General features: G+C 75.4%; 19 protein-coding genes and 2 riboswitches. Of the genes, 14 read left to right on the forward strand and 5 right to left on the reverse strand.

Annotated elements, in window-relative coordinates; genetic code table 11:
- Window positions 1-40 precede the first annotated feature (40 nt).
- On the forward strand, window positions 41-487 hold the full coding sequence (locus ACFVS0_RS01655) for a thioredoxin family protein (protein WP_430586971.1): 447 nt from the start codon (window positions 41-43) through the stop codon (window positions 485-487).
- A 66-nt stretch (window positions 488-553) separates the two neighbouring features.
- Window positions 554-1,009, forward strand: coding sequence for a DUF4395 domain-containing protein (locus ACFVS0_RS01660; protein WP_430586972.1), 456 nt, complete (start codon window positions 554-556; stop codon window positions 1,007-1,009).
- Between the two features lie 6 nt (window positions 1,010-1,015).
- Here ACFVS0_RS01660 and ACFVS0_RS01665 read toward each other — a convergent pair whose 3' ends face one another.
- Window positions 1,016-1,882 (reverse strand): GntR family transcriptional regulator, encoded by an 867-nt coding sequence (locus ACFVS0_RS01665; RefSeq protein ID WP_430584921.1) that lies wholly within the window; start codon window positions 1,880-1,882, stop codon window positions 1,016-1,018.
- A gap of 50 nt (window positions 1,883-1,932) precedes the next feature.
- Window positions 1,933-3,201 carry a carotenoid oxygenase family protein gene (locus ACFVS0_RS01670; protein WP_430584920.1) on the reverse strand — a complete coding sequence of 423 codons (1,269 nt, stop codon included), beginning with the start codon at window positions 3,199-3,201 and terminating at the stop codon, window positions 1,933-1,935.
- Between the two features lie 181 nt (window positions 3,202-3,382).
- Window positions 3,383-3,496, forward strand: a riboswitch (SAM riboswitch).
- Window positions 3,497-3,568: 72 nt separating this feature from the next.
- Here ACFVS0_RS01670 and ACFVS0_RS01675 point away from each other — a divergent pair.
- From ACFVS0_RS01675 to ACFVS0_RS01730, 12 genes are all read left to right on the forward strand, one after another.
- On the forward strand, window positions 3,569-5,206 hold the full coding sequence (locus ACFVS0_RS01675; protein ID WP_430586973.1) for an ABC transporter substrate-binding protein: 1,638 nt from the start codon (window positions 3,569-3,571) through the stop codon (window positions 5,204-5,206).
- A 4-nt stretch (window positions 5,207-5,210) separates the two neighbouring features.
- Window positions 5,211-6,191, forward strand: a complete 981-nt coding sequence (locus ACFVS0_RS01680; RefSeq protein WP_430586974.1) for an ABC transporter permease — start codon at window positions 5,211-5,213, stop codon at window positions 6,189-6,191.
- Window positions 6,188-7,105 (forward strand): ABC transporter permease, encoded by a 918-nt coding sequence (locus ACFVS0_RS01685; RefSeq protein WP_430562281.1) that lies wholly within the window; start codon window positions 6,188-6,190, stop codon window positions 7,103-7,105. The genes ACFVS0_RS01680 and ACFVS0_RS01685 overlap by 4 nt, the downstream gene beginning before the upstream one ends.
- Window positions 7,102-8,829, forward strand: a complete 1,728-nt coding sequence (locus tag ACFVS0_RS01690; RefSeq protein WP_430586975.1) for a dipeptide ABC transporter ATP-binding protein — start codon at window positions 7,102-7,104, stop codon at window positions 8,827-8,829. Before ACFVS0_RS01685 ends, ACFVS0_RS01690 begins: the two co-directional genes overlap by 4 nt.
- A complete protein-coding gene (locus ACFVS0_RS01695; RefSeq protein ID WP_430586976.1) occupies window positions 8,826-10,241 on the forward strand; it encodes a M20/M25/M40 family metallo-hydrolase in 1,416 nt (471 codons plus the stop codon). The genes ACFVS0_RS01690 and ACFVS0_RS01695 overlap by 4 nt, the downstream gene beginning before the upstream one ends.
- 128 nt (window positions 10,242-10,369) lie before the next feature.
- Window positions 10,370-10,816 carry a GNAT family N-acetyltransferase gene (locus tag ACFVS0_RS01700; RefSeq protein WP_430586977.1) on the forward strand — a complete coding sequence of 149 codons (447 nt, stop codon included), beginning with the start codon at window positions 10,370-10,372 and terminating at the stop codon, window positions 10,814-10,816.
- A gap of 86 nt (window positions 10,817-10,902) precedes the next feature.
- A riboswitch (SAM riboswitch) is annotated at window positions 10,903-11,016 on the forward strand.
- A gap of 14 nt (window positions 11,017-11,030) precedes the next feature.
- The gene (locus tag ACFVS0_RS01705) at window positions 11,031-12,359 is read left to right on the forward strand and encodes an O-acetylhomoserine aminocarboxypropyltransferase/cysteine synthase family protein (protein WP_430584915.1); all 1,329 of its coding nucleotides are present in this window, start codon (window positions 11,031-11,033) and stop codon (window positions 12,357-12,359) included.
- Window positions 12,356-13,675, forward strand: a complete 1,320-nt coding sequence (locus ACFVS0_RS01710) for an LLM class flavin-dependent oxidoreductase (RefSeq protein ID WP_430586978.1) — start codon at window positions 12,356-12,358, stop codon at window positions 13,673-13,675. The genes ACFVS0_RS01705 and ACFVS0_RS01710 overlap by 4 nt, the downstream gene beginning before the upstream one ends.
- 190 nt (window positions 13,676-13,865) lie before the next feature.
- A complete protein-coding gene (locus tag ACFVS0_RS01715; RefSeq protein WP_430586979.1) occupies window positions 13,866-15,107 on the forward strand; it encodes an LLM class flavin-dependent oxidoreductase in 1,242 nt (413 codons plus the stop codon).
- 51 nt (window positions 15,108-15,158) lie between these two features.
- Window positions 15,159-16,550 carry an NtaA/DmoA family FMN-dependent monooxygenase gene (locus ACFVS0_RS01720; RefSeq protein WP_430586980.1) on the forward strand — a complete coding sequence of 464 codons (1,392 nt, stop codon included), beginning with the start codon at window positions 15,159-15,161 and terminating at the stop codon, window positions 16,548-16,550.
- A gap of 19 nt (window positions 16,551-16,569) precedes the next feature.
- Window positions 16,570-17,088, forward strand: coding sequence for a gamma carbonic anhydrase family protein (locus ACFVS0_RS01725; RefSeq protein ID WP_430551168.1), 519 nt, complete (start codon window positions 16,570-16,572; stop codon window positions 17,086-17,088).
- Between the two features lie 111 nt (window positions 17,089-17,199).
- Complete coding sequence (locus ACFVS0_RS01730; RefSeq protein WP_430586981.1) at window positions 17,200-18,219, forward strand: aldo/keto reductase; 1,020 nt, start codon at window positions 17,200-17,202, stop codon at window positions 18,217-18,219.
- A 31-nt stretch (window positions 18,220-18,250) separates the two neighbouring features.
- Here ACFVS0_RS01730 and ACFVS0_RS01735 read toward each other — a convergent pair whose 3' ends face one another.
- From ACFVS0_RS01735 to ACFVS0_RS01745, 3 genes are all read right to left on the reverse strand, one after another.
- Window positions 18,251-18,616 carry a nuclear transport factor 2 family protein gene (locus tag ACFVS0_RS01735; RefSeq protein ID WP_430562273.1) on the reverse strand — a complete coding sequence of 122 codons (366 nt, stop codon included), beginning with the start codon at window positions 18,614-18,616 and terminating at the stop codon, window positions 18,251-18,253.
- A 50-nt stretch (window positions 18,617-18,666) separates the two neighbouring features.
- A complete protein-coding gene (locus tag ACFVS0_RS01740; protein WP_430584911.1) occupies window positions 18,667-19,059 on the reverse strand; it encodes a hypothetical protein in 393 nt (130 codons plus the stop codon).
- A 142-nt stretch (window positions 19,060-19,201) separates the two neighbouring features.
- Window positions 19,202-19,936, reverse strand: coding sequence for a GNAT family N-acetyltransferase (locus ACFVS0_RS01745; RefSeq protein ID WP_430562271.1), 735 nt, complete (start codon window positions 19,934-19,936; stop codon window positions 19,202-19,204).
- Window positions 19,937-19,944 lie beyond the last annotated feature (8 nt).

Consider the following 19,944-nt stretch of genomic DNA (forward strand, 5'->3'; position numbering starts at 1 on the left):
AGAATGGCCGCGGACGTCGACCGTGGCGAGGGAGGGAACCATGACCGTGCAGCCGACCCAGCTCGTGGTGCTGGGGGTGCTCGTCCTCGGGACCGTCGTCCTCGGCGCGCTCTGGAAGGCGCGCCAGGGCCGCGTCCGCACGACCCCCGCCCGACGGGACCCCGGCGTGGACTGGGCGGCCCGCGGCGTCCGGCTGGGGGAGCGGGCCACGTTCGTCCAGCTGTCCGCCGAGGTGTGCGCCCCGTGCCGCGCCACCGCTCGCGTGCTGCGCGGCCTCGCCGAGCGCGAGGCCGGCGTCGTGCACCACGAGCTCGACGTCGACGACCACCTCGACCTCGTGCGGGAGCTCGGCGTCCTCAGCACCCCGACGGTGCTGGTGCTCGACGCCACCGGGGCGCAGGCCGCCCGCAGCAGCGGCGGCATGTCGCCCGCCCAGGCGCGCGAGGCGCTGGCCGCCGCACTCCCGGCACCCGCCGGCGTCGCCTGACCCGAGCCGCCCGACCCGCCTGACCCGAACCGAACCGCCTGACCCGACCCGCCGCAGGAGGCGACGATGACCCGCGAGACCACCACCACGCAGGCGCCGGCCGGCATCGACCCGCGGGGGCCGCGCGTGGGCGCCGGGATCACGGCGCTGCTGCTCGCCGTGGTCGTGCTCCTCGGGGCGAGCACCGCCGGCCTCGTGCTGCTCGCCGTCGTGGCGGCCGGGTTCCTCCTGGGCGCCATGCGCGGCGCGCAGGGCACGGTGCAGGGCTGGCTCTTCAAGACGCTCGTCCGTCCCCGGCTCGCGCCGCCCGCCGAGCTCGAGGACCCGCGGCCGCCGCGGTTCGCCCAGCTCGTCGGCCTGGTCGTCACCGGCGTCGGCGTGGTCCTCGGTCTGGCGGGCGTGCTCGCCGCCGTGCCCTGGGCCGCCGGCCTCGCCTTCGTGGCCGCCGGGCTGAACGCCGTCGTCGGGCTGTGCCTCGGGTGCGAGCTGTACCTGCTGGGCGCCCGCCTGCGCCGAGGCTGAACACCCCTACCGGGGCGTGAGCAGCAGCGTCAGGCCGTCGAGCAGACGCTCCAGACCGAAGGTGTACAGCGACTCGAGGTCGAGCTCCGTGCCGGGCGGCGTCACCTGGGCGACCAGCGCGCCGTCGACCGCGCGCCGGACGACGGACCACTGCCTGCTGGTCATCCCGGTGTCCGCCTCGGCGCCCGCCTCGGCCTCGATGTTGATCGCGGTGCCGCGGACGTAGTTGACCAGGGTCCCGTACACGTGCAGCCGGGTGGTCGGGTCCAGGCCGAGATCGTCGAGCGCGCGCAGGGTCCATGCGCCGTACTCCAGGAGTCCGGGCAGGGTCGCGGGTCGGAGGATGGACACCAGGCGCGGCAACCAGGGGTGACGCTGGTAGGTCTCCCACTGGAGATGAGCGGCGGTCCTCAGGTGGGAGCGCCAGCCGGGCGGCGGTTCCGGGTAGACGATCTCGGCGAACGCCGCGTCCGCGACGAGCTGGGTGAGCTCCGTCGTGCCGTCGAGGTGACGGCGCAGGGTAATCGTCGCGACGCCGAGCTCGGCCGCGACCGCCCGCAGGGACAGGCCGGGCACGCCGCTCGTGTCGGCGACGCTCATCGCCGCGCGGACGACCTGGTCCCGCTCGAGCCCTCCGGTCGCGCGCGACGGAAGCCTGCGAGAGGCGACCACCGCGCCGACCCGGGGCACCGTCTCGATCGCGCCCGACTGCCGGAGCGTGGCCAGGGCCTTGGTGGCGGTCGCCATCGCGACGCCCCACTCGTGCACGATCGCCCGGGTCGTGGGCACGCGATCACCGGGCTGGAGGTCGCCGTCGGCGATGCGCCGCTCGAGGTCGGCGACGATCACGAGGTACCGCGGCGTGTCGGTCACGGCGTCATGCTGCCACGGCGTCGACGGCACCGAGACTCGTCGGTCGGGAGTCATCGGTCCGGGAGCCAGCTGCCGTGCAGACCGAGGGGCACCCGGGCCGGCAGGTGGACGCGGGCGACGGGCGCGCCGGTGAAGTCCTGGGCGGCGAGGATCACCAGGTCGCTGGCGTTCCGCGAGGGGTTGTGGACGTAGGTGAGCAGGTATCCGTGGTCCTCGACGGCACCGTCGGCCCCGGCCGCGGCGAACACGGCCTCGCCGACTGCCTCGTCCCGCCCGAAGCGGTGCACCTCGGACGTGCCGTGCGCGAGGTCGTGCTTGACGAGGGCGTTGGTGAAGGAGTCGTCGCCCGGCGCCCCCTCGGGCTCGAACGGCACCCCGTAGAGGGCGGTCGCCGCCGAGTAGCCGAAGCGGTAGGGGCGGGTCAGGCGCGACTCGTTCACCCGCGGGAAGTCCTGCGGCCGGTCGTCCACCCGCTGCTGGTGGATCGTGCCCGGCCCGATCGTCCAGCGGTCCAGCATCGGGCGGATCGCGCCGGGCGCGGCGGGGTCGAACGGTCCGTCGGCCGTGATGACGTCGACCACCACCGAGTCGCCGTCGTCGTAGGCGTTCAGCGTGTGGCTGACGTGGACGGGGTCGACGTAGAACCAGCGCACCTCGCCTCCCGCCCGGGGCATGACGCCCACCCGGGTCGGGTGGTCCGGCAGCCAGCGGCACTCGAGGCCGTCGAAGCCGAGCGGCGTGTCCCAGAGGACGACGTGGCTCTCGGTGAGCGCGAAGTCGTGCATGAACGGCGTGCGGGTCATCGGGATCGAGGTGGTGCCGGTGACCGTCCCGCCGGCGTCGGTCACGATGTGCTGCACGACGTCGCGGCCCGGCATGTACGACAGCGAGTGCAGCTCCCCGGTGCGCGGGTCGTGCTTGGAGTGCGCCCCTGCCATGAACCCCTCGGGGGTGGCGCCGAGGTCGCACGACCCCAGCGTGTTCAGCTCCTCGTCCAGCTCCGCGGGCGGGAGGCCGCCTTCCGCCAGGGCGAACGTGCGCTGCGCGTGCTCGATCACGTGGACCATGGGCGCGAAGCCCGACGTCCGGACGAAGCGGTTGCGGTACCACTCGGCCCGGCCGTCGCGCAGCCGCACCCCGTGCACCATGCCCTGGCCCATGCCCCAGATGTGTACGCCGGGATCCTCCACGCCCAGGGCGTTGGGCCCGTTGCGCAGGTAGCGGCCGTTCAGCTCGGCCGGGATCCGCCCGGTGACGGGCAGGCCGTAGGCGGTGATCTCTTCGGTGACGGGCTCGAACGGCCCTTCCAGGTAGCGCATGGGTTCACCGTAGGAACGCACGCCCCCTGACCTGGACAGACGCGGGACGCTCGGCGGCTGTGCACTAGTGCAGCGGGCGCGTGCACGGCGGGACGCCCGGCCCGAGGGGAAGGCATCCGAGATATGAGACGACCACGGCATTCCTTGACTCGCGGGCCCCGGGCCGCTTCCCTGCCGCCCAGGTGACGAGCGCCAGCACCCAGGCCCGGCTCGCTGGCCAGCAACCCTTCGACGTGACGGGGTGCTCCGGGAACGACCTGACCCTGCCGCGCCCGCGGCGGGGTAAGCACGGCTCCGGTCGTCCACCGGGTCCCGGCAGCGTGCCGGGGCCGGGACGACCCGCCACGACCACGAGGAACGCCACGCGATGACCACCACCCCTCGCACCCACCGCCGCCGGACCCTCGGGCTGGCCGCGGCCGCCTCGGCCGCCGGCCTCCTGCTGGGCGCCTGCTCGAGCGGCGCCGACGCGACCGGTGCCGGCGCGTCGGCCGACGCCGAGCCCGTCGCCGGCGGCGACCTGACGTTCGCCATCACGGTGGACTCGCACTGCATCGACCCGCAGCAGGTCGGCAACAACGACGCGATCGCGGCCGCCCGGCAGACCGTCGCCTCCCTGACCGCCCAGGACCCGGAGTCGGGCGAGATCCTGCCCTGGCTCGCCGAGAGCTGGGAGGTGAACGACGACGCCTCCAGCTACACGTTCCACCTGCGCGACGACGCCACCTTCGCCGACGGCACCCCGATCGACGCCGAGGCCGTCAAGACCAACTTCGACGCCATCGTCGACCTCGGCGCCGTGGCGTCGCTCGGGTCGCAGTACCTGGTCGGCTACGCGGGCACCACCGTGGTGGACGAGAACACCGTGACCGTCGACTTCGACGAGCCCAGCGCGCAGTTCCTCCAGGCCACGTCGACGTTCTCCCTCGGCCTGCTGTCGCCCGGCTCGGCGAAGCTGTCGGCCGAGGACCGCTGCGCCGGCAAGTACGTGGGCTCCGGGCCGTTCGCCGTGCAGACCTACACCCAGGACCAGGAGATCGTCCTGGAGAAGGTCAAGGACTACGCCTGGGGCTCGGAGGCGAACGCGCACACCGGCGAGGCCTACCTCGACACCGTGACCTTCAAGGTCATCCCCGAGGCCGGCGTGCGCACCGGCTCCCTGCAGTCCGGCCAGATCGACGCCACCGCCGCGCTGAACGCCGTCGACCTGCCGCAGTTCGACGGCAACGGGTTCTGGCTGCAGTACCGCGCCAACCCGGGCGTCGTGTTCAACCTCTTCCCGAACGAGTCCAGCCCGCTGGCCGCCGACGAGGCCGTGCGCACCGCGCTCGTCAAGGGGATCGACCGCCAGCAGATCGTCGACACGGTGCTGACGCCGCAGGACCAGCCGGCCACGGGCGTGCTCTCCCACTCGACGCCGCTGTTCGAGGGCGCCGACGACCTGCTCGCCTACGACCCCGAGGGCGCGAAGAAGATCCTCGACGACGCCGGCTGGGTCGAGGGCGCCGACGGCATCCGGGAGAAGGACGGGCAGACGCTCACCACGACCGTGACGTTCTGGCAGGTGCCCGAGCCGCTCGAGCTCGTGCAGCAGCAGCTGCGCCAGATCGGCGTCGACCTGCAGCTCAAGCACGTGACCGTCGCCGAGAAGGAGGCGGCGAACGAGGCCGGCGACTTCGACTTCGACTACTACAACCTCACCCGGTCCGACGCCGACGTGCTGCGCACGATCTTCTCGGCGAACGCGCGCAACATCAACCAGCGCGACGCGGAGGAGGTCGACCAGCTCCTGGACGACTCCGCCGCGGCCACCGACCCCGAGGAGCGGAAGAAGCTCGTGGCCGAGGCGTCCAGGCTCCTCATCGAGCGCGGGCACGCCATCCCCGTCTACGAGCTGTCCACCACGATCGCCGCGAGCGACCGCGTCCAGGGCCTGACGTTCGAGGCGTCCTCGCGCCTGGACTTCTACGACGCCTGGGTCACCGACGGCGCGGGTGAGGAGTGACCGGATGACCCGCTACGTGCTGCGGCGCGCCGGGCAGGGGGTGTTCGTCCTCTGGGCGGCCTTCACCGTCGCGTTCTTCGTCCTCTACCTGCTGCCCAGCGACCCGGCCGCCCTGGTCGCGTCCGGTGGCGGCGAGGTGAGCCAGGTCGACCCGGCCCAGCTGGCCGCGCTGCGGGCCGAGTACGGGCTCGACCGCCCGGTCCTCGTGCAGTACGGCGCCGCCCTGCTCGCCGCGCTGACCGGCGACTTCGGCACCTCCTACGTGAGCGGCGCCCCCGCGACCACGCTCGTCGCGCAGGCCCTGCCCGAGACGCTCAAGCTCACCGGCACGGCGCTGGTGGTCGCCGTCGTCGGGGGCACCGCGGTCGCCGTGGCCAGCGTCTTCCCGCGGGCCCGGTTCCTGCGCCAGGCGCTGTCCGCGCTGCCGCCGCTCGGGGTCGCGCTGCCCACGTTCTTCGTGGGCCTGGTGCTGCTGCAGTGGTTCTCGTTCCGGGTGCCGGTGTTCCCGGCGATCGGCAACGACGGCGCGATCAGCCTCGTGCTGCCCACGATCACGCTCGCCGTCCCGGCCGGGGCCCAGCTCGCCCAGATCCTGTCCCGCTCCCTGCGGGGCACGCTCGGCGAGCCCTACGTCGAGACGGCGTGGGCCAAGGGCGCGAGCCGCGCCCGGGTGCACCTCGCGCACGCCCTGCGCAACGCCGCCATCCCGGCGTTCACCGTGCTCGGCGTCATGGTGGGCGGCCTGCTCGGGGGCGCCGTGGTCACCGAGACGGTGTTCTCCCGCGTCGGGCTCGGCCGGCTCACCGTGCAGTCGGTCAACCAGCAGGACGTGCCCGTGGTCCTGGCGATCGTCGTGCTGTCGGCGCTCGTCTTCGTCGTCGTCACCCTCGTGGTCGACCTCGTCTACCCCCTGCTCGACCCCAGGATCCAGGTGCGGGCCCCGCGCCGGGCCCGCACGAGGCGACCCACGGCGGTGACCGCATGACGCTCCAGACCCTCTCCCGGCCCGCGGCCCGGGCCGCCGCTCCCGTCCCGGCGCCCGCCGCCGGCGCGGCGCGCGACGGCCGACCCCGGCGCGCGGCCCGCGCCGTCCGCCACGTGCTGCGACGGCCGGGGCTGCTGGTCGCGGTGGCCGTGCTGCTGCTCGTCGCCGCCTGGGCGGTCGTGCCGCAGGCGTTCACCGCCCAGGACCCGCTGGGCGGCGTCCCCGCCGACCGGCTCCAGGCGCCGTCGGGCGCGCACTGGTTCGGCACCGACCACCTGGGGCGCGACGTGTACGCCCGGGTGGTGCACGGCGCGTCGCTCACGCTGCGCACGACGGCGCTCGCGGTGGTCGTCGGCCTCGTCCTCGGTTCCCTGCTGGGCCTGCTCGCGGGCTTCCTGCGCGGCTGGGTGGACGACGTGATCGGCCGGCTGGTCGACGTGCTGCTGGCGATCCCGAGCATCCTGCTCTCCCTGGCGATCATCACCGCGCTCGGCTTCGGGCCGGTCAAGGTGGCGATCGCGGTGGGCATCGGCTCGGTGGCGACCTTCGCCCGCGTCATGCGGGCCGAGGTGCTGCGCGTGTCGACCTCCGTGTACGTCGAGGCGGCCCGGGCGTCCGGGCTACGTTGGCCCGCCGTGCTCGGGCGCCACGTGCTGCCGAACTCCTCCGGCCCCGTGCTGGCGCTCGTCGCCCTCGACTTCGGCACCGCCGTGCTGGCCGTGTCCGCGCTGAGCTTCCTCGGCTACGGCACGCCGCCACCAGCGCCCGAGTGGGGCGCGCTCGTCTCCGGCGGGCGCGACTACCTCGCCACCGCGTGGTGGCTCACCACCCTGCCCGGGCTCGTCATCGTGGCCGTCGTGCTCGCCGCCAACCGTGTGTCGCGGGCCCTGGAGAAGTCGGGAGAGGACCAGTGACCGGAGCAGCACGCCCGCCGGCGGCGGAGGCGCCCGCGCCCCAGACCCCGGTGCTCGAGATCAGCGGCCTCGAGGTGGCCTACCGGGCCGCCGACGGCGGCACCCGCCCCGCCGTGCGGGGCGTGGACCTGCGGGTCGGGGCGGGAGAGGTGGTGGCCCTGGTCGGCGAGTCCGGCTCGGGCAAGAGCACGACGGCGCACGCCGCCCTGCACCTGCTTCCCCGCGGCGGCGAGGTCACGGCCGGCCGCATCCGGCTCGACGGCCGGGACCTCTCCGACCTCACGGCGAAGGAGTGGCAGGACGTGCGCGGCCGCCACGTGGGCCTGGTGCCGCAGGACCCGACCGTCTCCCTCAACCCGGTGGTCCGGGTGGGGGACCAGGTCGCCGAGGTGCTCGTCATCCACGGGTTGGCGCGCCGCGCGGACGCCAAGGTCCGCGCCGTCGAGCTGCTGCGCCAGGCCGGCGTGGACGACCCCGCGGCGCGGGCGCGCCAGTACCCGCACCAGCTCTCGGGCGGCCTGCGTCAACGGGTGCTCATCGCGATCGCCATCGCGGCCGGGCCCCGCCTGATCGTCGCGGACGAGCCGACCAGCGCCCTCGACGTCACCGTGCAGCGCCGCATCCTGGACCACCTCGACTCGCTCGTGCGCGAGACGGGCACCGCGGTGCTGCTCATCACCCACGACCTGGGGGTGGCCGCCGACCGGGCCGACCGCATCGTGGTCCTCGAGCAGGGACTGGTGGTCGAGGAGGGCCCCGCCGCCCGCCTGCTCGCCGAGCCGCAGCACCCGTACACGCGCGCGCTCCTGGCGGCCGCGCCGAGCCTGGCGAGCTCGCGCCTCGTCGTCGGCGGCGACCGCGGCCCCGCCCCCGACGCCGAGCGGCGCGCGGAGCCGGCGCCGTCCTCCGCGGAGGGCACGGCGTCGCCGGTGCTCGCGCTCGACGGCGTCCGCAAGGAGTTCCCGCTGCCGCGCGGGGCGGAGCGCCGCACCCTCGTCGCGGTCGACGACGTGAGCCTCGCCGTGGGGCGGGGGCGCACCTACGCCCTGGTCGGGGAGTCCGGCTCGGGCAAGAGCACGACGGCGCGCCTGGCGCTGCGTCTCGAGCAGCCCACGGCCGGGAGCGTCGTGTTCCGCGGCGAGGACATCACGGACGCGCGCGGACGGGAGCTGCGCGCGCTGCGACGGGGCTTCCAGGTGGTGTACCAGAGCCCGTACGCGTCGCTCGACCCCCGGTTCACGGTGGAGCAGATCGTGGCCGAGCCGCTGCGCGCCTACGGCGTCGGCGATCGTGCGGAGCGCGCCGACCGGGCGCGGGCCCTGATCGAGGACGTCGCGCTGCCGGCCGACGTGCTGCGGCGCGGCCCCCGGGAGCTCTCCGGCGGCCAGCGCCAGCGCGTCGCCATCGCGCGGGCGCTCGCGCTGCAGCCGGAGCTCGTCGTGCTGGACGAGCCGGTGTCCGCGCTCGACGTCTCGGTGCAGGCGCAGATCCTCGAGCTGCTGGTGCGGCTCCAGGCCGAGCACGGGCTCGCGTACCTGTTCATCTCGCACGACCTCGCGGTCGTGCGGCAGGTGGCCGACCAGGTCGGCGTGATGAGCCGCGGCCGGCTCGTGGAGCAGGGTGCGGCGGACCAGATCCTGCTGGACCCGCAGGAGGAGTACACGCGCGAGCTCGTCGCGGCCATCCCCGGCCGCCGGGCCGTGCAGAGGCTGGAGACGGTATGACGACCACGACGACCTCCACGACGACCTCCACGACGACGTCCACGACGACGGCGGCGCCCACGACGAGCGGCGGGCGGCGGCTCACGACCGAGGAGGTGCTCGCGGGCCAGACGGTCGAGCTGCTGCGGGCGCTCATCCGCAACGCGTGCGTCAACGACGGCACGGTGGGCTCGGGCCAGGAGGTCCGCAACGCGGAGACCATCGCGGACTTCCTCGACGGCGCCGGGCTGGAGCTCGAGCGGGTGGACCCACAGCCCGGGCGCACGTCGCTGGTCACGCGCGTGCACGGCACCGACCCGACGGCGCCGAGCCTCGGCCTGGTCGGGCACACCGACGTCGTCCCCGTCGAGCCGGACGGCTGGAGCCGCGACCCGTTCGGGGCCGAGCTCGTCGACGGCTGGGTCTGGGGCCGGGGCGCGATCGACATGCTCGGGCTCACGGCGGCCTACGCCGTCGTGACGCGGGCGCTCGCGACCTCCGGCCGCCCGCCGCGCGGCGACCTGCTGCTCGCCGCCGTCGCGGACGAGGAGCACGGCAGCGTGTGGGGGGTCGACTGGCTCACCACCCATCGGTGGGACCTGGTGCGGGCCGACCACGTGCTCACCGAGTCCGGCGGCGTGCCCGTGGGGCCGCTCGGGGCGCGGACGCTGGCCGTGGGGGAGAAGGGCGGCGCCGGCCGGCTGCTGCGCGTGCACGGCCGGCCCGGGCACGGCTCCGGCCCGTGGGGCAGCAGGAACGCCATCGTCATCGCCGCGGAGGTGGTGCGGCGCATCGCCGCCGCCCGCGGCCCCGTCGTCGTCGGCGACCTCTGGCGCCGGTACGTGGACGCGCTGGCGCCGGAGCCAGACCTGCGCGCCGCCCTGCTCGACCCGGAGCGGCTCGACGACGCGCTCCCGCGGCTCGGCGCCCTCGGCGCGGTCGCGCACGCCACGACGCACACGACGCTCGCCCCGACCGTCATCGGCGCCGGGTCCAAGCCGAACGTCATCCCGGGCCTGGCCGAGATCACGCTCGACATCCGCGTCCTGCCGGGCACCCGGCCCGGCGACGTCGAGGCGCTGCTCACCGAGACCCTCGGGGACCTGGCGGAGCACGTCGAGATCGTGGGCGACCGGTTCGGCGAGCCCTCCCTGTCGCCCACGGACAACGACCTGTACCGCGTCATCGAGCGGACGGTGTCGGCCCGCACCGGGGGCGCCCCCGTGGTGCCGACCCTCGGCACGGGCGGCACCGACGGGCGGTTCTACCGGCGCCGCGGCGTCCCGGCCTACGGCTTCGGGCTGCTCAGCGCCGACTGGGACCCCGGCGCGTGGCGCGGGCTGTTCCACGGCAACGACGAGCGGGTCGACGTCGCCTCCCTCGAGCTCACCACCGCCGCGCTGCACGACGTCGTCACGACGTTCCTGCGCTGAGGGCGGGCATGGGAACGGCCACCGCCAGGGTCCCCGGCCCCGCGACTCCCGGGGACGGCCCGCCGGGACCGGCGCGATGGGTCGCCACCGGATGGGACGACCCCCGCGCGGCCGCCCTCCGGGACGCCATGGACGCGGACCTCGCGCCCCGCTACGCCGCCCTGCGTGCCGAGCGGGCCCGTCTGTTCGCGGCGCGCGCGCCCGGCGGCCTCCAGGTCGTGCCGACGGCCGAGGAGGTCCTCGTGACCTGGTTGGCCCTCGTCGGCGACGAGCCTGTCGCGACGGCGTCGCTGCGCCGGCTCGGCACGCCGGACGCGGCGACCGACGCGGTGACGTACGAGGTCAAGCGGCTCTTCGTGCGCCCCGCCCACCGGCGGCGCGGCCTGGCGGCCGCGGCGTTGACGGCGGTGGAGGGCTCGGCGCGGGAGCGGGGGATCGGCGAGCTGCGGCTGCAGACCGGTGTGCTGCAGCCGGAGGCGGTCGCGCTCTACGAGCGCGAGGGGTGGCGGCGGATCCCGCCGTACCCGCCCTACCCGCCCGAGTCGAGCGTCTGCTTCGTCAGGTCGCTGCGGTAGCTGGGACAGCACGTGCGGGTCCGGCATACGAGACCGCGCCGGACCGGGGTTGACGGCCGCGCCCTCGTCGGCTTCCCTGCGCCCCAGGTGACGAGCGCCAGTGCCAAGGCCCGGCTGGCTGGCCGGCAACCCTTCGACGTGACGGGGTGCCCCGGGAGCGACCTGACCGCTGCGCGACCGCGCGGGGGTAAGCACGGTTCTCCAGGAGACGACGTTGACGACCCTGACCGAGACGCACCCCACCGACCCGACCCGGCCCCACGGGTTCACGACGACACAGGTCCACGCCGGGGGTTCCGAGGGCGACGGCCCTGGGAGCGCGAGCCCTCGAGCGACCCCGATCCATCTCACGGCGGGGTTCCGGTTCGCCGGCTACGAGGACGCCGAGGCGCACTTCGGCGCCGGCGAGGGATACGCGTACACGCGCCACGGCAACCCGACCACGGAGTCCGTCGAGCGCCGGATCGCCCGCCTGGAGGGCGGTGCCGAGGCGCTGTTCCTCGCCTCGGGCCAGGCGGCGATCACGACGACGCTCCTCGGCCTCGTCGGCGCGGGCCAGCGCGTGCTCGCCTCGCCCAGCCTCTACGAGGGCACGCGGGGGCTGCTCCTGGAGAACCTGCCCCGCCTCGGGATCGAGACCGACTTCGTCGCGGACCCGGCGGACGTCGGCGCGTGGGAGCGGGCGATCACCCCGGACACCCGGGTCGTGTTCCTGGAGTCGATCCCCAACGCGCGCGGCGACGTGCACGACCTCGCCGCGATCGCGCGGGTCGCGCACGCCCGCGGTCTCGCGTTCGTCGTCGACAACACGCTGGCCACCCCGTACCTGCTGCGACCGATCGAGCACGGCGCCGACGTCGTGGTGCACTCCGCGAGCAAGTTCCTCGCCGGGCACGGGTCGGTGCTGGGCGGGGTGGTGGTCGACGCCGGGACGTTCGACGCCGAGGCGTCGGGCCGGCTGTACCCGCACCTGGTCGCCCCGTCGCGGCTCGGCGGGGCGAGCCTCGTCGAGCGGCACGGCGGCCGGGCCCGGATCGCCTACCTCCGCGAGAGCGTCGCGCCGCGGTTCGGGCCGACCCCGTCGCCGATCAACGCGTTCCTCGTGGGGCAGGGCGTCGAGACGCTCTCGTTGCGCGTGGCACGGCAGAGCACGAACGCGCTGGCCGTCGCGCGGTTCCTCGAGGGGCGGCCGGAGGTCGACCACGTGGACTACCCGGGCCTCGGTTCGAGCCCGTCGGACGGGCTCGCGCGCCGCTACCTGCCCGACGGGCAGGGCGCCGTCCTGCAGGTGACGCTCCACGGCGGCGCGTCGGCGGCGCGCCGGTTCGTCGAGGGCCTGGGGATCGTCACGCACATGACGCACGTGGGCGACGTGCGCTCCCTCGTGCTGCACCCGGCGAGCACCAGCCACGTGCTGCGCACCCCGGCCGAGCAGGCCGCGCAGGGCGTCCACCCGGGCACGCTGCGCCTGTCCGTCGGCATCGAGGACCTGCCCGACCTCCTGGACGACCTCGAGCGCGGCCTCAAGGCGGTGGCGGCATGACCCGGCTGCAGCACCTCGGCTGGTTCCTCGCGCGCGGCTTCGGCCCGCACGGCTGGGGCCACGACTCCCTCGGGTGGGGCTACGACTGGACCCGGCCGGACCTCTACCAGGAGTCCGCGCGGGCGCTGGACCAGGCCGGGATCGACCTGCTGATCATCGAGGACGCGCCGTCCCTCGGCGGGCCCGAGACGCTCGACCTGCGGGTGCGCGCCGCGTTCGGCGGGCCCAAGCACGACCCGCTCCTGCTGGCCCCGTACCTGTTCGCCGCGACGCGGCACCTCGGCGTCGTGCCGACCGTGAACCCGGCCGCCGTCCTGCCGTACACCGCGGCGCGGCAGCTCGCCTCGCTCCAGCACCTGTCCGGCGGGCGGCTCGGGATCAACGTCGTGACGGACGTCGGCAGCGCGCGGCACTTCTCCGACGCGCCACCGCTGTCCCACGACTCCGCGTACGACCGGGCCGAGGAGTGGCTGGCGGGGGTGCGCGACCTGTGGCGCAGCTGGGACGACGGCGCGCTCGTCGCGGACCCGGTGACCGGCCGGTACGCCGACGGGTCGCGGCTGCGGCCGGTGCGTCACCGCGGCGAGCACTACGCGTTCGACGGGCCGCTGAACGCGATCCCGTTCCCGGACGGGGACGAGCCCGCGATCGTCTCGCCCGGCGGCTCGGCCCGGGGCCTCGGGTTCGCCGGGGCCAACAGCGACGTGCAGCTCGCGCTGGCCCCGCTGACCCAGGAGGGCGTGCGCGCCTACCGGGCGAAGGTGCACGCCGCGGCCCGCGACGCGGGGCGGGCGCCCGAGGACGTCAAGGTGCTCTTCGCGATCAAGCCCGTGCTGGTGTCCAGCCCCGAGGAGGCGGACCGGGTGGTCGCTGCCTCGGCGCGCCCTGACGAGGCGACCCTGCTCCGGGTCGCCGAGCAGCAGTCGAGCGACCTGGAGACGGACCTCACCGCCCTCGACCTGGACGCGCCGCTGCCGCCGGGGACGTTCGGCGAGCACGTGTCGCACGGGTCGGTGCGGCGGCTCGTGGGGGACCACGACGTCGCGACGACGCCGCTGCGCGCCCTGCTCACCGTGTTCGCGCGGGCCGGGCGGATCGCCGACCGCAGCGGGTGGGTCGGCACGGCCGACGAGCTCGCCGACCTGATCGAGGAGCTCGGCGAGTGGGGCAACGACGGCGTGCTGCTGTGGGGCGACCTGCACCCGGTCACCGTGCACCGCACGCTCGACGAGCTGGTGCCGATCCTGCGCCGCAGGGGGATCCTGCGCACCGAGCACGCCGAGGGTGGCCTGCGCGCCAACCTCCGCAGCTTCTGACCGTGGCGGCCGGGGCGTCCGCCGCCGGCCTGCCGGGCCGACCGTCTCACCTGAAGAGACGCTCGGCCGGAACCCTGGGGCGCCGCGCGCCGCGGACCTAGGTTCCCGCCACCGGGACCGGCCGTCATCGCCCCGGGGCCCCGGGCCCCGCGGCGGCACGGACATCGACGCAGACTTCGAGGAGCAGCACATGTCGAGCACCACCACCCCGAACAGCATCCCGTCGGCCGCGCGACCGGTCGTCGCCGTCGCCCTCGACGGCGCGGGCTGGCACCCGGCCGCGTGGCGGGAGCCGGCGGCCCGCCCCGAGGCCCTGACCGACCCGCACTACTGGGTGGACCTCGCCCGGCGTGCCGAGGCGGGCCTCGTCGACCTCGTGACCTTCGAGGACAGCTTCGGCCTGCCGACGGTGCCGTACGACGACCCGGACGGGGAGCGCGTCGACCGCGTGCGGGTGCGGCTCGACGCCGAGCTGGTCGCCGCGCGGGTCGCCCCCGCCACCCGGCACGTCGGCCTCGTCCCCGTGGTCACCACCACGCACACCGAGCCGTTCCACGTCTCCAAGGCGCTCGCCACGCTCGACCACACGAGCCGCGGGCGCGCGGGTTGGCAGGTGCGGGTGTCGGCGGTCGCGGCCGACGCGGCCCTGACCGGCCGTCGCGAGGTGCCCGAGGTCGCGTTCGAGGACTTCCTCGCGGTGCGCGGCGCCGAGCACGTGGCCGACCTGTTCGACGAGGCCGTCGCCGTCGTCGACACCGTGCGCGCGCTGTGGGACTCGTGGGAGGACGACGCCGAGATCCGCGACGCCGCGACGCGCCGGTTCATCGACCGCGACAAGGTGCACCGGGTCGACGCCGAGACGCCCTGGTTCTCGGTGCGCGGGCCGTCGATCACGCCGCGCCCGCCGCAGGGGCAGCCCGTCGTGACCCTGCTCGCGCACGCCGCGATCCCGTACGAGGCGGCCGCCCGGGCGGGCGACGTCGTGTTCGTCACGCCCGCGGACGACGCCGGCGCCCCGGCCGTGCTCGCCGACGTGCGCGCGGCCGAGGAGCGCGTCGGGCGCACCGGCGAGCCGCTGCGTGTGGTCGCGGACCTCGCCGTCGTGCTGGACACCCCGGGGGAGCGCGGCGCGGACCGCCTCGCGCGCCTGGACGACCGTGCCGGCGGGCCGTGGGTCACCGACGTGCGCGTCGTCGTGGGCAGCGCGGCCGAGGTCGCCGACGTCGTGGAGGCGTGGGTGCGGCTCGGGTACGACGGTGTCCGGCTGCGGCCCGCCGTCCTGCCCGACGACCTGGACGCGATCACCGCCGACCTGCTGCCCGAGCTGCGGCGCCGTGGGCTCGCGCGCACCTCCTACGACGCCGACGGCGCCACCCTGCGCGGGCTGCTGGGCCTGCCCGCGGACGTCCCGAACCGCTTCGCCGCCGTCTGAGACGGCCCTGGCAGCGCCGACCGTGACACCGCCGACCGAGAGGACCCGACCATGAGCATCCCCGAGAACAAGCCCCGCAAGCAGATCATCCTCGGCGCCTACCTGGGCGGCGTGAACCACCACACCCTGTGGCACCTGCCCGAGGCGGGCAGCCAGATCGACTTCTCGTCGTTCGAGCACACGGCGCGCACCGCCGAGCGGGGGCGCTTCGACTTCTTCTTCCTCGCCGAGGGGCTCGCCCTGCGCGAGCGCGACGGCGAGGTCTTCGACCAGGACGTCGTCGGGCGCCCCGACACGTTCACCGTGCTGGCCTCCCTCGCGGCCGTGACGGACCACCTGGGCCTCGCCGGCACGATCAACTCGACGTTCAACGAGCCGTACGAGCTGGCCCGCCAGCTGGCCTCACTGGACCACCTCTCGGGCGGGCGCGCGGCGTGGAACGTCGTGACGAGCTTCGACGCCTTCACGGGGGCCAACTTCCGGCGCGGCGGCTTCCTCGACCGCTCCGAGCGCTACGAGCGCGCGGCCGAGACCCTGGCCACCGTGCGCGAGCTGTGGGACTCCTGGGCCGACGACGACCTCGTGATCGACAAGGAGGCCGGCGTGTTCGCCCCGCGCGGCGCCGGCGCCTTCCGGCACTCCGGCCCCCAGTTCGACGTGGCGGGGCGGTTCGGGGTCCCGCGGCCGCCGCAGGGCCACCCCGTGATCCTGCAGGCCGGGGTGTCCCCGCAGGGGCGGGACTTCGCCGCGGCCGGTTCCGACGCGATCTTCTCGCCGTACGGCAGGTTCGAGGAGGCGCGGGAGTACTACGTGGACGTCAAGGCGCGGGCGGCGCGGCTCGGGCGCAACCCCGACCACCTGAAGATCCTGCCCAGCGCGTCCTTCGTGCTGGGGGACACCGAGGCCGAGGCCCGCGAGAGGTCCCGGTGGGTGCGCGAGGAGCAGGTGCCGGGCCGGACGGCGCAGATCCTGCTGGAGCAGATCTGGAACCGCGACCTGTCGGGGTACGACCCCGAGGGCCCGCTTCCCGACGTCGAGCCCCTCGTGGACGCGCCCCCGTTCATCGCGGGGCGGGCGCTCATCCACGCCGACCGGCCCGCCACGGTCGCCCGCCTGCGGGCGCGGGCGCAGGCCGAGGGGCTCTCGCTGCGGCAGACGGCGATCGAGGAGTTCACGCGCGGCAGCTTCGTCGGCACGCCCGCGCAGGTCGCCGACGCCCTCGACGACTTCGTGCAGCGCGACGGGTCGGACGGGTTCGTGCTCGGCTCGCACCTGGTCCCCACCGGGCTCGACGAGTTCGTCGACCGAGTGGTCCCGCTGCTGCAGGAGCGGGGGTCGCTGCGCGCCGAGTACTCGGGCTCGACCCTGCGGGACAACCTGGGGCTGCCCGCGCCCGTGCGCGCAGACTCCGCCCGGGCGGAGGTGACGCCCGCCGGCGTGTGACGACGGTAGGGTCCGGGGCATGGCGACGGTGCTCCCCTTCGACGGCCACACCCCCGAGATCGACCCCACGGCGTGGGTCGCCCCGACGGCGACGATCATCGGCCGCGTGCGCATCGGGCCGCGCGCCAGCGTGTTCTACGGCGCCGTGCTGCGCGGCGACATGGACGCGATCGTGCTCGGGGAGGGGTCGAACATCCAGGACAACTGCGTGGTGCACACGGACACCGGCGTGCCCGCGACCATCGGCGCCGGGGTGGGCGTGGGGCACGGCGCGATCATCCACGGCGCGACCGTCGGGGACGGCAGCCTGGTCGGCATGGGCGCCACGCTGCTGAACCACGCCGTCGTGGGCGAGGGCGCGTTCGTGGCCGCCGGGGCGCTGGTGCGTGAGGGGCAGGAGATCCCCGCCGGGCACCTCGCCGTGGGCGTCCCCGCCAAGGACCGCGGGCCGCTCGACGCCGAGGGCGCCGAGCGCGTGCGCCGCAACGCGATCGAGTACCAGGAGCTGGCCGAGCGGCACCGCCGCTCGATCGGCTGACACCGCCGGCTGACACCGGCGGCGACGCCCATCGGCGGGGCCGGGCGTCCAGCATCCGAGAGGCGCGCCGCCGGCCTTGCGGGGCCGCCGCGGGGGTGGTCGGCTGCGCGCATGACGACACCCTCCACGGGCACCCTGCCCACGCGCGCACTGCCGACCCGCACCCTGGGCTCCGGCGCCCACGCCCTCACCGTCTCGGCCGTCGGCTTCGGCGGCATGTCGGTGGCCGACTCCTACGGCCCGGCCGACGCCGCGGAGGCCGAGGCCGTGCTGCGCCGCACCCTCGAGCTCGGCGTCACGCTGATCGACACGGCGGACGTGTACGGCGCCGGTCGCAACGAGGAGCTCATCGGGCGGGTGCTCGGCCCGCAGCGCGACCGGATCGTGCTGGCGTCGAAGTTCGGGCTCGGGAAGCATCCCGACGGTCGCCCCGTCGACGGGCGCCCGGAGTACGTGCGCGCCGCGATCGACCGGTCGCTCGCCCGGCTCGGCACGGACCACCTCGACCTGTACTACCTGCACCGGGTGGACCCGCAGGTGCCGGTGGAGGAGACCGTCGGCGCGCTCGCCGAGCTGGTCGCGGCGGGCAAGGTCCGCGCGATCGGGCTCTCCGAGGCGGGCGCGGACACGGTGCGCCGCGCGCACGCCGTGCACCCGGTCACCGCCGTGCAGAGCGAGTACTCGCTCTGGACGCGCGACCCCGAGGACGCCGTCCTGCCCGCGCTGCGCGAGCTCGGCATCGGGTTCGTGCCCTTCTCCCCGCTCGGCCGCGGCATCCTCACCGGCACGGTCGACCAGGTGACCGACCTGGCCGCCGACGACGTGCGCCGCAAGCACGCCCGCTACGCCGGGGAGGCCTTCGAGCACAACCGCGCCCTGGTGCGGGCGCTGGAGGACCTCGCCGCCGCCCGGGAGGTCACCACCGCGCAGCTCGCGCTCGCGTGGCTGCTCGCGCAGGGCGAGGACATCGTGCCCATCCCCGGCACCAAGCGCCTGCGCTACCTGGAGCAGAACGTCGCCGCCGCGTCGCTCGCGCTGAGGCCCGACGACCTGGCGGCGATCTCCGCCGCCATCCCGCGCGGCGCCGTGCAGGGCGTGCGGCACCCGCAGCCCGACCTGCTGGAGGCCTGAGCGCTGGAGGCCCGAGCGGCCGCCGGGCCGGTCAGGCCGGCTCGGCGGCGGGCGCGAGCGTGGCAGCCAGCACCCGCCACCCCTCGTCGGCACGCACCCAGAGGCGCGTGTAGACCAACCGCGCGGACACGGCGGTGCCGCCCTGGATCGCGTCCACGGCGGCGACCAGCCGGGTCGTCCCGCTCGCGACGTCCTCCTGGACCTCGAGCGACTCCTCCTCCAGGCGGGTGATCTGCAGGAAGCCGGAGCGGTAGCTCTCGAGGTCGTCGTGCTTGGAGAAGACGGACCCGTCCGGGCCCGCCCCGACGCACCGAGGGTGCAGCAACGCCTCGAGCGCGTCGACGTCTCCGGCGCGCTGGGCGGCGTGCAGCGCGTGCTCTGCAGCAAGAAGGCTCATCGCCCGAGCCTACGCACCGCCGAGCCCGTACCGCGCCGGCGTGGACACCCTCACGCGTCGGCAGACACGAGCCAGAACGGCGCGGTCTCGCAGCCGTTCGTCGTCACGCCGTCGGGCAACCGGTCGTGCGCCCCTCCCACGAGCTCGACGTCCTCGCCCAGAGGCGGGATCGGCGCCTCCGCAGGGAAGATCGCGGTGTAGACCGTGTCCGAGGACTCGTCGTCGACGACGATGCACCCGTGGACCGCGGCGACCCGGCCTCGGAGGAGGGCCTGGTCACCTCCGGCGCCCGTCGGTTCGTAGCGGGCGACGACGACGTCGGGGTCGACGCTCGGCCCGGGTGCCGTCTGGCACCCCGCGAGCACGGCCATGCCGACCGTCAGCAGGGCCACGCTCGACATCCCGCGCCCGCGCATCCGCCGCCCCGCTCTCGTCGCCGTCATCAGGCGTCTGTGGTGCAGCACGGGCGCCCTCACCACACTGGTGTCGTCACACGTCGAGGACTTGCACCGGTCCGTAGGGACGAGGGCACCCGTTCCGCCGGAACCGGCTCTTTCGCCACCCCGCACGGCCCTCGGTCACGCCCTAGGCGAGCGGCGTGCGGATCGCGCCGAACGCGGTGCGGGCGCGCAGCCGGAACCCGAGGTTCTCGTAGAGCCGGATCGCGTTCGCGTTGTTCCCCGCCGCGTGCAGCATGGGCCGGGCGCCGCGCTCGCGGACGTGGTGCGCGACGTCGAGCACGAGGCGGGTGGCCAGGCCCTGGCCGCGGTGGTCGGGATCGGTCGTCACGGCGCTGATCTCGGTCCAGCCCTCCGGCTGCAGCCGCTCGCCGGCCATCGCGACCAGGCGTCCGTCGCGCCGGAACCCGACGTAGCGGCCCATGAGGTACGTGCGCGGGAGGAACGGGCCCGGCCGCGAGCGCTCGACGAGGGCGAGCATGTCGGGCACGTCGTCGGCGCCGAGCACGATCGCCTCGTCGTCCGGGCGCGTGGTCAGCCGGTCCGTCTCGACGAGCTGGACGCCCTCGTGGAGCGAGGCCCGCTCCCAGCCCGCGGGGAGTGCCACGTCCGCCGGCGGCCCCGGGAACTCCGCGCCGTGGCCGGCGACGTCCACGATCGCGTCCCAGACGTCCGGGTCGTCCCACGACCGGACCGCGGCGAACGGGGACACGTCGGCGGGGTAGCGCAGCACCAGCTCGTTGCCCTCCGCCAGGTGCGCGTGCGCCCCGGTGAGCGACGACCAGCGCGGGTTGTCGAGGACGGCCTCGGACGCGGTGCCGAGCGTGCCGGCGGGAGCGTCCGGCGTGGTGGTCGTGGTCATGTCGCCTC

Source organism: Isoptericola sp. NPDC058082 (assembly GCF_042885055.1).
GTDB lineage: Bacteria > Actinomycetota > Actinomycetes > Actinomycetales > Cellulomonadaceae > Isoptericola.